Raw genomic sequence first — 13303 nt, forward strand, 5'->3', positions numbered from 1 at the left:
TGCTTATTGGAATGTGCCGATGCGCTTGAGATTGCCGAAATTCATCCACACCAGGAAGGCCTTGCCCACGATGTTCTGGTCCGGAACGAAGCCCCAGTAGCGCGAATCGAGCGAGTTGTCGCGGTTGTCACCCATCATGAAATAGTGGCCCGGCGGCACCTTGCACACCACGCCCTCGACACTGTAACGACAATTTTCCTGGTTCGGGAACGGCATGATCTCGGCCTCGGACAGGCCCGCGCGGCGGCTGTCGTCGTTGAGCAGGCGATGCGCCTTGCCGCCCAGGTCCTCGTTGTACTGCTTGAGGTAGCGCATCGTCTCCTCGTCGAAATACTCCGGGATCGCGACCTTGGGGACCGGCTGGCCGTTGATCGTGAGCTGCTTGTTGAGGTAGGACACCTCGTCGCCCGGCACGCCGACCACCCGCTTGATGTAGTCCATGCTCGGCTTGGGCGGGTAGCGGAACACCATCACCTCGCCGCGTTCCGGCGCCCGGCCCTCGGTGATCTTGGTGTTGATGACCGGCAGCCGCAGGCCGTAGACGAACTTGTTCACCAGGATCAGGTCGCCGGTGAGCAAGGTCGGCATCATCGAGCCCGACGGGATCTTGAAGGGCTCGAACAGGAAGGAGCGCAGCAGGAACACGGCCAGGATCACCGGGAACAGGCCGGCGGTCCAGTCCAGCCACCAGGGCTGCATCACCAGCCGTTCGCGCGCCTTGGTGTCGACCGTGTCGACCTGCGTGATGCCCTGGCGGGCGAGTTCCTCGCGCCGCTGGGCCAGCGAGGCGTCGAGCGCATCGGCCGCGCGCCGGCGCTTCGGCAGGAAATAGAAGCGTTCGGCCAGCCAGTAGAGGCCGGTGACCACCGTGGCCAGGAACAGCAGCAGCGCGAAGTTGCCTTCGACCACGCCGAAATACCAGGCGCCGATGTAGCCGACGAACGCGGCGAGGATCAGGGAAGTGAGAAATGCCATCTTAGTTTTCTTGTGTGCAGCCCCATGCCGGAGATGCCGCGGAACCGGCGTCGCATCGGGGGTGGTTCATCAGTCCTCGACTTGCAGGATGGCGAGGAAGGCCTCTTGCGGGACCTCGACCGAGCCGATCTGCTTCATTCTTTTCTTGCCCGCCTTCTGCTTCTCGAGCAGCTTCTTCTTGCGGGTGATGTCGCCGCCGTAGCACTTGGCGAGCACGTTCTTGCGCAGGGCCTTGATTGTCTCACGCGCGATGATGTTGACCCCGATGGCGGCCTGGATCGCGACGTCGAACATCTGGCGCGAAATGATCTCGCGCATCTTCGAGACCACCGCCCGGCCGCGGTACTGGCTCTGGCTGCGGTGGACGATGATCGACAGCGCGTCGACCTTCTCGCCGTTCAGCAGGATGTCGACCTTGACCACGTCCGAGGCCCGGTATTCCTTGAACTCGTAGTCCATCGAGGCATAGCCGCGGCTGACCGACTTCAGCTTGTCGAAGAAGTCGAGCACGATCTCGCCGAGCGGCATCTCGTAGGTCAGCATCACCTGGCGGCCGTGGTAGGCCATGTTCATCTGCACGCCGCGCTTCTGGTTGGCCAGCGTCATCACGACGCCGACGTACTCCTGCGGCATGTAGAGATGCACCGTCACGATCGGCTCGCGGATCTCGGCCATCTTGCCGACGTCGGGCATCTTCGACGGGTTCTCCACCATGATCACTTCGCCGTCGTTCTTCATGACCTGGTAGATCACGCTCGGCGCGGTCGTGATCAGGTCCTGGTCGAACTCGCGCTCCAGCCGCTCCTGCACGATCTCCATGTGCAGCAGGCCCAGGAAGCCGCAGCGGAAGCCGAAGCCCAGCGCCTGGCTCACCTCGGGCTCGTAGCGCAGCGACGAATCGTTGAGCTTGAGCTTCTCGAGCGCATCGCGCAGCGAGTCGTACTCGCTGGCCTCGGTCGGATAGAGCCCGGCGAACACCTGCGGCTGGATCTCCTTGAAGCCGGGCAGCGCCTCGGTCGCGGTGGCCGCGGCGCCGCCGGTGCCGGGCTTGATCAAGGTCACGGTGTCGCCGACCTTGGCGGCCTGCAGTTCCTTGATGCCGGCGATGATGTAGCCCACCTCGCCGGCCTCGAGCGAGGCGCGCGGCTCGTTGGCGGGCGTGAAGACGCCGATGTTGTCGGCGTTGTACATCGCGCCCGAGGCCATCATCTTGATGCGCTCGCCCTTGACCAGCCGGCCGTCGACCACGCGCACCAGCATCACCACGCCGACGTAGGGATCGAACCAGCTGTCGATGATCATCGCGCGCAGCGGACCGTCGGGATTGCCGCGCGGCGCCGGCATCCGCGCCACCACGGCCTCGAGGATTTCCTCGATGCCCATGCCGGTCTTCGCGGAACACGGGATCGCATCGGTCGCATCGATGCCGATCACGTCCTCGATCTCGGTGCGCGCGTTGTCGGGGTCCGCGTTGGGCAGATCCATCTTGTTGAGCACCGGCACCACTTCGACGCCGAGGTCGAGTGCGGTGTAGCAGTTGGCGACCGTCTGCGCTTCGACGCCCTGGCTCGCATCGACGACGAGCAATGCGCCTTCGCAGGCCGACAGCGAGCGACTCACTTCATAAGAGAAGTCGACATGGCCCGGCGTGTCGATCAGATTGAGGTTGTAGACCTGTCCGTCCTTGGCCTTGTAGTGCAACGCAGCGGTCTGCGCCTTGATGGTTATCCCACGCTCTTTCTCGATGTCCATCGAGTCGAGAACCTGCGCTTCCATCTCGCGCTCGGCGAGACCACCACAACGTTGGATCAAGCGATCGGCAAGCGTCGACTTGCCGTGATCGATGTGCGCAATGATCGAAAAATTTCTGATGTGATTCATCAACGGGAACGCTTAAGTACTTGAATTGGCTCGGGCGCAGAAGGCGTCAGGCAAGAAAAAAGGGCGCGTCCCCTAGAGACGCGCCCTGAACCAACAAGCAATGGCAACTGCAGTAGTTGGAACTTCATTGTAGGCAAAAAGGGGGGCGCGTACAGCCGGGCCAAAGCCCGGGAAGGGTCGTTGCAGGTCAGCAACATGCCACTTATTAACAACTTATCAACAGGATCGGTGGAGCAAATGCTTAACAACTTGTGGGCGAACTGTGGAGCGCCGGTGGACGGGCTACGGGAATCTCGCATCGTGAAGCACCTCGGACTGCTTATGCGACGAGCGGCGATCAGAGGCACCCTATTCTACCGAAATTCATCGTTAGCCGCCTCCTAAGTTAGCAACCACCAACCAAAATCCGTCGCCCGAAGTGTCAAAAAAATTTCTTGGGCGCTGCGGTCGGCGCGCGACACTGGCCGAAAAATGACCCCAAACCCGACTGCCGGGTGGGGCCACTTGACGCCCGCCGCCCGATCAGCGAGCCGGCCGGAGCAGCGCGTACTGCGCCCAGTCGCCGCGGCGGAACAGCAGGCTGACCGGCTTGCTCTTGTCCGCCTTGGCCAGGGCGGCGTCGAATTCCTTCAGGTTGGCCACCTCGGTGTTGCTCACCGCCAGCACCACGTCGCCTTCGCGCAGGCCGGCGCGCGCCGCCGCATCGCTGGCGGCATCGATCCGCACGCCACCCTTGAGCTTCAGTTCCTTCTTCTGTGCATCGGTGAGATCGCTCAGCGCCAGGCCCATCGACTTGGCGGCCGCGGAAGCCGAGGGCTTGGCGGCGGGTTCTTCGCGATCGGCGACCTTGGTCGGCTTGTCGGGCTCGATCTCGGCGATGGTCACGTTGATGTCGCGCGCGCTGCCGCGGCGGAACACCGTGATCGAGCTCTTGGTGCCCGGCTTGGTGTTGCCCACCAGGCGCGGCAGGTCGCTCGGTTTCTCGATGGCCTTGCCGTCGAACTTGGTGATGATGTCGCCCGGCTCGATGCCGGCCTTCTCGCCCGGCGAGCCGGCCTCGACGCCGCGCACCAGCGCGCCCTGCGCCTTGCCCAGGCCGATCGATTCGGCCACGTCCTTGGTGACCTGGTCGATCTGCACGCCGATGCGCCCGCGCGACACGCGGCCCGAGGCGCGCAGCTGGTCGGCGACGCGGCTCGCCTCGTCGATCGGGATCGAGAACGAGATGCCCATGAAGCCGCCCGAACGCGAGTAGATCTGGCTGTTGATGCCCACCACCTCGCCGCGCATGTTGATCAGCGGGCCGCCCGAATTGCCGGGGTTGATGGCGACGTCGGTCTGGATGAACGGCAGGTAGTCGCCGGTGTCGCGCTGCTTGGCGCTCACGATGCCGGCCGTGACGGTGTTCTCGAGGCCGAAGGGCGAGCCGATCGCCATGACCCATTCGCCCACGCGCAGCTTGGACACGTCGCCGACCTTGACCGCCGGCAATCCGGTGGCCTCGATCTTGACGACCGCGACGTCGGTGCGCTTGTCGGCGCCGATGATCCGGGCCTTGAACTCGCGCTTGTCCGGCAAGGTGACTAACACCTCGGAGGCGCCGTCGACCACGTGGGCATTGGTCATCACGTAGCCGTCGGGCGACAGGATGAAGCCCGAGCCGACGCCGCGTGGGCGCTCCTCGTCGGGCGCCTGCGGCCGGTTCGGGCGCGGCCCCTGGCGCGGGACCCCGGGCATCGGCTGGCCGAAGAAGCGGCGGAAGAACTCCTGCATCTCCTCGTCCGGCTCCCCGCTGGCGCCGCCCTGGGCGACCTTCTCGATGGTGCGGATGTTGACCACGGACGGGCCCACCTGGTCCACCAGGTCGGTGAAATCAGGCAGCGCGCGCGCCTGCGCATGCACAGGCGTCACGGGCAGCAGCGCGGTGGTCGAAGCGAGCGCGAGCGCGCAGGCCATCAGGGACGAACGGAAGCTGTTCCCCTTGATCTTGAGCATCATCGGTTTCTTTCGTTGAAGAGACAAAAACTGTCGGGTACGCGCTAGCGCGCGCGGACCAGGTTCTGGGCGAACGCATCCAGCGTCTGCGGCGGCACTTCGCCGACCGCGGTCAGCCACCAGTCGCCGTTCTTGTCGGTCAGGCGGCGCGTGAGCGTGTAGGTGGCGCCGAGCGCGAGCAGCACTTCCTCGGGCTTGCGCTGCGCATCGTAAGGCTCGATGAACAGCGACACGGTGGCCAGGCCATCCGAGAAGGTCCACTGCATCGTGTGGCCCAGGCTGTCGCCGCCCATCGGGCGGCGGAACGAGCTGACCGGCCGGAAGCCGGCGACCGGCTTGCCGAGCGCCCAGCCCTCGCGCTGCGCCGTGGTGCGCTCCAGCTCCGACTTCTCGACCCGGTAGCCGGCGGTGCTGCCCATCATCTGCGCCAGCGCGTGGGCCTTGACCGGCGCGTCGAGCTGGAGTTCGGAGAAGGCCGACTGCTCGATCACCTTGTTGTCGCGGTCGAGGGTCTGCAGCTTGACCACCAGGCCCGAGCGCCGCTCGCTCCAGACCCGGTAGCCGAAGCGCAAGCCGTCGCGGGGCTCGATCTGGACCACGTCGGTGTCGAATCCGGCGACGCGGTCCTTGCCGATCGCGCGCACGCCGTACGAGTCGGCGATCGACGAATCGGGCGCGCCCGACAGGTTCGGGAAGATCTCCAGGTTCTCGCGCTTCTCGCGCTTGACGACCTTCGAGTCCGGCAGGAAGGTGACGACCTGGTCGTTGCGCCGGAAGGTCGAGCGCGGCGGCCCCGACAGGGCCTCGATGCGCTCCATCTGGAGGTCGCCCTCGCAGACATGCCAGATGCGCGCGCTCGACAGGTTGCCGGCCGGCGCCGACACCACGAAGGTGCCGACATAGCTGCGCTGCCGGGCCGCCGCATGCATGCGCTCCAGCCACTCGACGACGCCCATGGCGGGCAGGTCGCCGCCTGCGGCAGCGGGCGCGCTTCTCGCGGCGGCCGGGGCAGGACGGCTCTGGGCGAGCGACACCTGCGCCATGCACAACGCCGCCACCAGAACCAGGAATCCGCGTGCGGAGATCGGCATCGAATGAGTCATTGCAGAGGCTGCCGGCGCTGGCGTCAGCGCGACGGCCGGTCGAAGGTGGCGTTGCGCAGGAAGCCCGAGGGCATCTGCGAAGCGCCTCCGGCTTGCTGGTGGGCTTCGAGCAGCTGGTCGAGCCGCGGATCGCGCAGCATGACCTGCGGATTGCCGTTGCCGATCATGACCCGGGTCGCAGCGAGGCTCGGCGCCGCCGGCTTCGTCGCCTCGGCCGTGGCGACGACGGCCGGAGCGGCCTGCTGCAGCGCCAGCTGGGCGCCGGCCGCGCGGGAATCCGCGACGCCGACCCAGTTCCAGCCGATCGCTGCCGCCGCCGCCAGCGAAGCGGCGCCGGCGACCAGCTTCCAGCGGAACACGGGCTCGTTGGCCGCTTCGACCCGCAGCCGCGCCGGCGCGGACTCGGCTGCCACGGGCTTGAGCGCCGGCACCGGGGGCTCGGCCGCCAGCCGGCTCTGGAACCGGGACAGGAAGGCCGAGGTGTCGCTGCAGGCGGCATGGCCACCCGAACGCAGGACGTCGCCCACCAGGTGATAGGTCTGCCAGGTCGCCCGCAGTTCGGGGTCGACGCCCAGCCGGCCGACCACGTCGGCAAATTCGCCGTCGCGCAAATGGCCGTCGGCGAGCGCGGAAACCTGCTCTTGGACTGTGTTTGTTTGCTTCATCTCATTCACCTGCTTACCAGCGCTTGCCCGACTGGTTGTCCAGCAAGGGCTTGACCCGGGTCGAAATAGCCTCGCGGGCGCGGAAAATCCGCGACCGCACCGTGCCGATCGGACAATTCATGACCTCGGCGATCTCTTCGTAACTCATGCCCTCGATCTCGCGCAGCGTCACCGCCTGCCGCAGTTCAGCCGGCAGCGCTTCCATCGCCGCCTCGACGGCAGCCGCGATTTCATTGGCCGCCAGCACGGTTTCGGGGGTCTCGTCGCTGATTGGTTCGTTTCCGGGCCGGTAAGTTTCATCGTCGTCGTCAGAAGACGATCGCAGGGCGCTCTCGGAGATGGTCGGGTCGCGCTTCATGTCGACCAACGCCTTCTTCGCCGTGTTGACCGCGATCCGGTAGAGCCAGGTGTAGAACTGGGCCTCGCCGCGGAACTGGTGCAGCGCGCGGTAGGCGCGGATGAAGGTTTCCTGGGCGATGTCCTCGACCAGGTTGACGTCGCGCACCATGCGGCCGATCAGCCGTTCGATCCGCCGCTGGTACTTGATCACCAGCAGCTCGAAGGCCTTCTGGTCGCCCGCGACGGTGCGCTGGACCAGCTGGAAATCGACCTCGCCCGGGCTTTGCGCCCCGGCGGGCGCGTCGGTCGGGCCGGTGCCGGGCGGCACGGGAGGCGGAGACACTGTCATACGCGGGGATGATGCACCGGCGCCGCCGCCGGGTCCGCGTCGGCAGGGACCACGCGCGCATGGAGGGCGCGCCGCAGATCCAGCCAGCGCTCGGGCATGGCCTGGCGGTCGACCCAGATCCAGCGCCGCGACCGCGCAGGCGGGTCCAGGCGCACCAGCAGCAGGGATTGCAGGTCGAGCGCCACGCTGGCGCGGGCCGAGCGCAGCGGGGCGCCGCCCGACATCGACCAATGCCGGCCATCGAAGGCCAGTTCGCCCGGCGCGGCACTCTGCAGCAGGCCGGTCCAGGCGGCCGCGCCGGCGACGACGGCGCTCAGCGCCAGCATCGCCTGGCGCCAGTCGAAGCCGTCGGCCTGCAGGGACGCGAGCGTGACGCTGGCGACGCCGAGCGCCCAGAGCGAGACCAGAAGGTGGCGCGCATAGCGCGAACGCCCCACCGGATAGTTCACCGACGGGGCGCTGTGCATGGGTCGGAAAGTATCAAACGCGCTTGAACACCAGCGTGCCGTTGGTGCCGCCGAAACCGAAGTTGTTCTTGACCGCGACGTCGATCTTCATGTCGCGCGCCTCGTTGGCGCAGTAGTCGAGATCGCACTCCGGATCCTGGTGGAAGATGTTGATCGTCGGCGGGCTCTTCTGGTGATGCAGCGCCAGGATCGTGAACACCGACTCGATGCCGCCGGCGCCGCCCAGCAGGTGGCCGGTCATCGACTTGGTCGAGTTCACGACCAGCTTGCGGGCGTGATCGCCGAAGGCGTTCTTGATCGCGTTGGTCTCGTTCAGGTCGCCGAGCGGCGTCGAGGTGCCGTGCGCATTGACGTACTGCACCTGGTCGGCGTTGACGCCCGCATTGGCCAGCGCCATCTGCATCGAGCGGCGCGGGCCGTCGACGTTGGGCGCCGTCATGTGGAAGGCATCGCCGCTCATGCCGAAACCGGAGACCTCGGCGTAGATCTTGGCGCCGCGCGCCTTGGCCCGTTCGTACTCCTCGAGCACGACCACGCCGGCGCCCTCGCCGAGCACGAAGCCGTCCCGGTCCTTGTCCCAGGGCCGCGAGGCGGTCTTGGGGTCGTCGTTGCGCGTCGACAGCGCACGCGCCGCGGCGAAGCCGCCCAGCCCGAGCGGCGAGACGGTCGATTCGGCGCCGCCGGCGATCATCACGTCGGCATCGCCGTACTCGATCATGCGGGCCGAGGTGCCGATGGCATGCAGGCCGGTGGTGCAGGCGGTGACGATCGCGATGTTCGGGCCCTTGAATCCATACTTGATGGACACATGGCCCGAGATCATGTTGATGATCGACGCCGGCACGAAGAACGGCGACACGCGGCGCGGGCCGCGGTTGACCAGTTCGGCGTGGGTGTCCTCGATCAGCGGCAGGCCGCCGATGCCGGAGCCGATGTTGCAGCCGATGCGCACCGCTTCTTCTTCGGACAGCGCGTCGCCGGTGGGCAATCCGCTGTCCTGCACCGCCTGGATGGCGGCAGCGAGCCCGAGATGGATGAAGCGGTCCATGTGGCGCGCTTCCTTCTCGGGAATGTAGTCCTTGATGTCGAAGCCCTTGACCTCGCCTGCGAACTTGCAGGCGAAGGCGCTCACATCGAACTTGGTGATGGTGTCGATGCCCGAATTCCCGGCCAACAGGTTGGCCCAGGATTCGGTGACGGAATTTCCGACAGGAGCGAGGCAACCGAGTCCGGTCACGACGACGCGGCGTTTGGTCATGCCGGCATACCTTTCTGGGAGCTGAGACCGCCCTGGAGCGAGCGGTGCCTCAGCGCGGCCGTATCAGGCCTTTTGATTCTTGGTGGCGTAGTCGACGGCGTTCTGGACCGTCGTGATCTTCTCGGCGTCTTCGTCGGGGATCTCGATGCCGAATTCGTCTTCGAGCGCCATCACGAGTTCGACCGTGTCGAGCGAGTCCGCGCCGAGGTCGGCCACGAAGGCCTTCTCGTTGGTGACCTGGGACTCTTCAACGCCGAGTTGTTCGGCAATGATTTTCTTGACACGTGCTTCGATATCGCTCATTTGGTTCCCTCTGAGGGTTGTAGGTAATCGGTTGATTTTAGCCGGCCGCATTGTGGCATTTGCCGCACGGCCGTGGGTGAAAGCGCTTGCGTTCCTGGGGCTACATGTGCATGCCGCCATTCACGTGCAGTTCCTGCCCCGTGATATAGGCGGCCTGCGGCGACGCCAGGTAGGCGACCGCGTGGGCGATGTCGGCGGGTTTGCCGAGATGCCCGAGGGGGATCTGGGCCAGCAGCGCCTGCTGCTGCGCCTCGGGCAGGCTGGCCGTCATGTCGGTCTCGATGAAGCCCGGCGCCACGCAGTTGACGGTGATGCTGCGGCTGCCGAGTTCGCGCGCCAGCGCCCGCGTCATGCCCGCCACGCCGGCCTTGGCCGCCGCGTAGTTGGCCTGGCCCGCGTTGCCGGAGGCACCCACCACGCTGGTGATGCTGATGATGCGGCCGTAGCGCTGCTTCATCATCGGCCGGATCACGGCGCGCGACAGGCGGAAGACGGCCTTCAGGTTGGTGTCGAGCACCGCGTCCCAGTCGCCGTCCTTGAGCCGCATGGCGAGCGTGTCGCGCGTGATGCCGGCGTTGTTGACCAGCACGTGGACCGCGCCGTACACCTTGACGATCTCGTCGACCAGGGCGTCGACCGCGGCGCCATCGTTGACGTCCAGCACGCAGCCGCGGCCATCATGGGCCGCCAGCGCGGCCGTGATCTTGGCGGCGCCCTCCGCCGAGGTGCCGGTGCCGATGACCTTCAGGCCGCGCTGGGCCAGTTCGAGCGCGATGGCGGCGCCAATGCCGCGGGTCGCACCCGTGACCAGGGCGACCTGGCCTTCGAATTTGGGAATACTCATGACTGAACCTGTGGGTGGGCGCTCAGGCGCCGAGCAGTTGCCGGGTTTCGGCGAGCGTCGCCGGATCGTAGAGCGAGGCCGCCGCGACGGCCGGGGCGATCCGCTTGGCCATGCCGGCCAGCACCTTGCCCGGGCCGCATTCGACGATGGCCTCGACCCCGCGCGCCTCGAGGGCCTGCACGGTCTCGACCCAGCGCACCGGGCCCGCCGCCTGGCGCACCAGGGCGGCGCGGATGCGCTCGGGGTCGGTTTCGACCGCGACATCGATGTTGTTGACGACCGGAATCCGGGGCGTCGCCAGCGCGACCGTCGCCAGCCGCTCGCGCAGCGCCTCGGCCGCCGGCTTCATCAGGCTCGAATGGAAGGGCGCGGACACCGGCAGCGGCAGCGCCCGCTTGGCGCCGTTGGCTTTCAGCACCTCGCAGGCCTTGTCGACCGCCGCCTTGCTGCCGGCGATCACGGTCTGCATCGGGTCGTTGAAATTGACTGCTTCCACCACCTCGGCGCTGCCGGGTCCGAACGAGGCCGTGACCTCGGCGCAGCCGGCCTGCACCTTGGCGGCCTCCATGCCCAGCACGGCCGCCATCGCGCCGACGCCGACCGGCACCGCCTGCTGCATCGCCTGGGCCCGGAAGCGCACCAGCGGTGCCGCCTGCGCCAGCGTCAGCACACCCGAGGCCACCAGGGCCGAGTATTCGCCCAGCGAATGGCCGGCGACCACCGACGGCTCGGCGCCGCCTTCGGCGCGCCAGGCACGCCAGGCGGCGATCGCGGCGACCAGCATCACGGGCTGGGTGTTGGTGGTCAGGGCCAGCGCTTCCTTGGGGCCTTCGTGGATCAGGCGCGCGATGTCTTCATCGAGCGCATCGGAGGCTTCGCGCAGCGTTTCGGCGACCGCCGGGTGGTCGCCCCAGGCGTCGAGCATGCCGACCGCCTGCGAACCCTGACCCGGAAAGACGAATGCAAAGGATTTCATGATCTTGTGTCTCCTGGGCGCTGCGGCCCGCCAGGGGCCACGCGCTCCATTACTTAGTAGGTCAGCAGCACCGCACCCCAGGTGAAGCCGCCGCCGACGCCCTCGAGCATCAGCGTATCGCCCTTCTTCACCTTGCCCGAGCGCACCGCGGCGTCGAGCGCCAGCGGGATGGAGGCAGCCGAGGTGTTGCCGTGCTCGTCGACCGTCACGATGAGCTTGTCGCGGGCGAGCTTCAGCTTCTTGGCCGTGCCTTCCATGATCCGGATGTTGGCCTGATGCGGAATCAGCCAGTCGATGTCGGCCTCGGTCTTGCCGGCCTTGGCCAGGGTGGCGCGGGCGGCTTCCTCGAGCACGCGGACCGCCAGCTTGAAGACCGCCTGCCCATCCATGTGCAGCAGCGGCTTGCCCAGCACCTCGCCGCCCGCCACATGGCCCGGCACGCAGAGGATGCCGACATGCTTGCCATCGGCGTGCAGATCGCTCGCCAGGATGCCCGGCTCGTTGCTGGCTTCGAGAATGACGGCGCCGGCGCCGTCGCCGAACAGCACGCAGGTCGTGCGATCGTTGAAATCGAGGATGCGCGAGAACACTTCGGCACCGACCACCAGCGCGCACTTGGCGCTGCCGGTGCGAATCATCGCGTCGGCCACCGTCAGCGCATAGACGAAGCCGCTGCACACCGCCTGGACGTCGAAGGCGGCGCAGCCCGCGATGCCCAGCTTGTGCTGGAGGATCGCCGCCGACGACGGGAACACCATGTCGGGGGTGGAGGTGGCGACGATGATCAGGTCGATGTCGGCGGCGCTGCGGCCGGCGGCTTCGAGCGCGTGCTTCGCGGCTTCCAGGCCGAGGTCGCTGCTCGACACCTCGGGGGCGGCGAAGTGGCGGGCGCGAATGCCGGTACGCTCGATGATCCACTGGTCGGAGGTCTCGATGCCGCGGGCGGCGAGTTCCTGGGCCAGGTCGTCATTGGTCACGCGGCGCGGCGGCAGGAAGCTGCCGGTGCCTGTGATGCGGGAAAAAGGGGTCATCAGACGTGGAGCGCCGGCGTGTCGGCCGGCGCCGCCGAGTCTTGCCGCGCGAGCAGTGGCGCGGCGTGGGCGATGCGGGCCCGCACACGGTCGAGCAGGTTGTTGCGAGCGGCATCATAAGCGCGATCGAGGGCATGGCCGAACGCCACCTCGTCCGCGGAGCCATGGCTCTTGAACACCAGGCCGCGCAGGCCGAGCAAGGCGGCGCCGTTGTAGCGCCGGTGGTCAAGCCGCTTCTTGAGCGCTTTTAGAACCGGATATGAAACGATCGCGGCGAATTTACTGAAGATGCCGCTGGAGTACTCGATGCGCAAAAAGTCCACGATCATCGAAGCCACGCCCTCGGTGGCCTTCAGCGTCACATTGCCGACGAATCCGTCACACACCACGATGTCGGTGGTGCCCTTGAAGATGTCGTTGCCCTCGACGTTGCCGTAGAAGTTCAGATCCTGCGAATTGGCCGCTTTTCGAAGCAGTTGGCTCGCTTTTTTGATGGTTTCGCTGCCTTTGATGGCTTCCTCGCCCACGTTGAGCAGGCCGACGCTGGGCGATTCGTTGCCCGTCAGCGCCGACACCAACGCCGAGCCGAGCACCGCGAACTGCAGCAGATCCTCGGCGTCGCAATCGACATTGGCGCCAAGGTCCAGCACCGTGGTCGCCCCCCCCTTGCTGTTGGGCAATTGCGGGGCGATGGCGGGACGGTCGATGCCGTCGAGGGTTTTGAGCAGATAGCGTGCGATCGCCATCAATGCCCCCGTGTTGCCGGCAGAAACGGCCGCCTGCGCGGCGCCGTCCTTCACCTGCTGGATCGCGACGCGCATCGACGAGTCTTTTTTCTTGCGCAGCGCGACCTCGATGGGGTCGTCCATGCCAACCACTTCACTGGCACCGATGACGGTGGCGCGAGGGTGCGTGAAGCCCGCCAGCGCAGCCGGCGCACCGACCAGCAGCAGCGACGCCTCGGCGTGGCGCTCGAGGAACGCCCGGCAGGCCGCAAGCGTGACGCGCGGCCCGTGGTCGCCGCCCATGCAATCAACGGCGATCGTGATCACGGGCGGCACTGGAGCGGATGCTGAGGACGTAGCCATCAAAACAAAGGCCCGACGCTACAGGACAA

At 66.9% G+C, this 13303-nt stretch carries 13 protein-coding genes; all 13 read right to left on the reverse strand.

The window, feature by feature from the left end; translation table 11 throughout:
- Positions 1–3: 3 nt before the first annotated feature.
- A complete protein-coding gene (gene lepB, locus QTI33_RS29865; RefSeq protein WP_286510150.1) occupies positions 4–975 on the reverse strand; it encodes a signal peptidase I in 972 nt (323 codons plus the stop codon).
- Positions 976–1044: 69 nt separating this feature from the next.
- The gene (gene lepA, locus QTI33_RS29870) at positions 1045–2856 is read right to left on the reverse strand and encodes a translation elongation factor 4 (protein WP_286510151.1); all 1812 of its coding nucleotides are present in this window, start codon (positions 2854–2856) and stop codon (positions 1045–1047) included.
- A gap of 522 nt (positions 2857–3378) precedes the next feature.
- Entirely contained in the window at positions 3379–4854 is a 1476-nt protein-coding gene (locus QTI33_RS29875) for a DegQ family serine endoprotease (protein WP_286510152.1), read from the reverse strand.
- A gap of 41 nt (positions 4855–4895) precedes the next feature.
- Complete coding sequence (locus QTI33_RS29880; protein WP_286510154.1) at positions 4896–5954, reverse strand: MucB/RseB C-terminal domain-containing protein; 1059 nt, start codon at positions 5952–5954, stop codon at positions 4896–4898.
- A 23-nt stretch (positions 5955–5977) separates the two neighbouring features.
- On the reverse strand, positions 5978–6619 hold the full coding sequence (locus tag QTI33_RS29885; protein WP_286510155.1) for a sigma-E factor negative regulatory protein: 642 nt from the start codon (positions 6617–6619) through the stop codon (positions 5978–5980).
- A gap of 13 nt (positions 6620–6632) precedes the next feature.
- On the reverse strand, positions 6633–7307 hold the full coding sequence (gene rpoE, locus QTI33_RS29890) for an RNA polymerase sigma factor RpoE (protein ID WP_286510156.1): 675 nt from the start codon (positions 7305–7307) through the stop codon (positions 6633–6635).
- Positions 7304–7774: a hypothetical protein gene (locus tag QTI33_RS29895; protein WP_286510158.1), complete on the reverse strand. Its 471-nt coding sequence runs from the start codon at positions 7772–7774 to the stop codon at positions 7304–7306. The genes rpoE and QTI33_RS29895 overlap by 4 nt, the downstream gene beginning before the upstream one ends.
- A gap of 13 nt (positions 7775–7787) precedes the next feature.
- Positions 7788–9032, reverse strand: a complete 1245-nt coding sequence (gene fabF, locus QTI33_RS29900) for a beta-ketoacyl-ACP synthase II (RefSeq protein WP_286510159.1) — start codon at positions 9030–9032, stop codon at positions 7788–7790.
- A gap of 63 nt (positions 9033–9095) precedes the next feature.
- Positions 9096–9335 carry an acyl carrier protein gene (gene acpP / locus QTI33_RS29905; protein WP_007830471.1) on the reverse strand — a complete coding sequence of 80 codons (240 nt, stop codon included), beginning with the start codon at positions 9333–9335 and terminating at the stop codon, positions 9096–9098.
- Positions 9336–9435: 100 nt separating this feature from the next.
- Positions 9436–10179 carry a 3-oxoacyl-ACP reductase FabG gene (gene fabG / locus QTI33_RS29910; protein ID WP_286510161.1) on the reverse strand — a complete coding sequence of 248 codons (744 nt, stop codon included), beginning with the start codon at positions 10177–10179 and terminating at the stop codon, positions 9436–9438.
- 22 nt (positions 10180–10201) lie between these two features.
- Positions 10202–11155, reverse strand: a complete 954-nt coding sequence (gene fabD / locus QTI33_RS29915) for an ACP S-malonyltransferase (protein ID WP_286510162.1) — start codon at positions 11153–11155, stop codon at positions 10202–10204.
- 53 nt (positions 11156–11208) lie between these two features.
- Positions 11209–12186: a beta-ketoacyl-ACP synthase III gene (locus QTI33_RS29920; protein ID WP_286510163.1), complete on the reverse strand. Its 978-nt coding sequence runs from the start codon at positions 12184–12186 to the stop codon at positions 11209–11211.
- Positions 12186–13238, reverse strand: a complete 1053-nt coding sequence (plsX, locus tag QTI33_RS29925) for a phosphate acyltransferase PlsX (protein ID WP_286510165.1) — start codon at positions 13236–13238, stop codon at positions 12186–12188. The genes QTI33_RS29920 and plsX overlap by 1 nt, the downstream gene beginning before the upstream one ends.
- Positions 13239–13303 lie beyond the last annotated feature (65 nt).

Origin of the sequence: Variovorax davisae (genome assembly GCF_030316845.1) — a bacterium.
GTDB classification, from domain to species: Bacteria; Pseudomonadota; Gammaproteobacteria; order Burkholderiales; family Burkholderiaceae_C; genus Variovorax; species Variovorax davisae.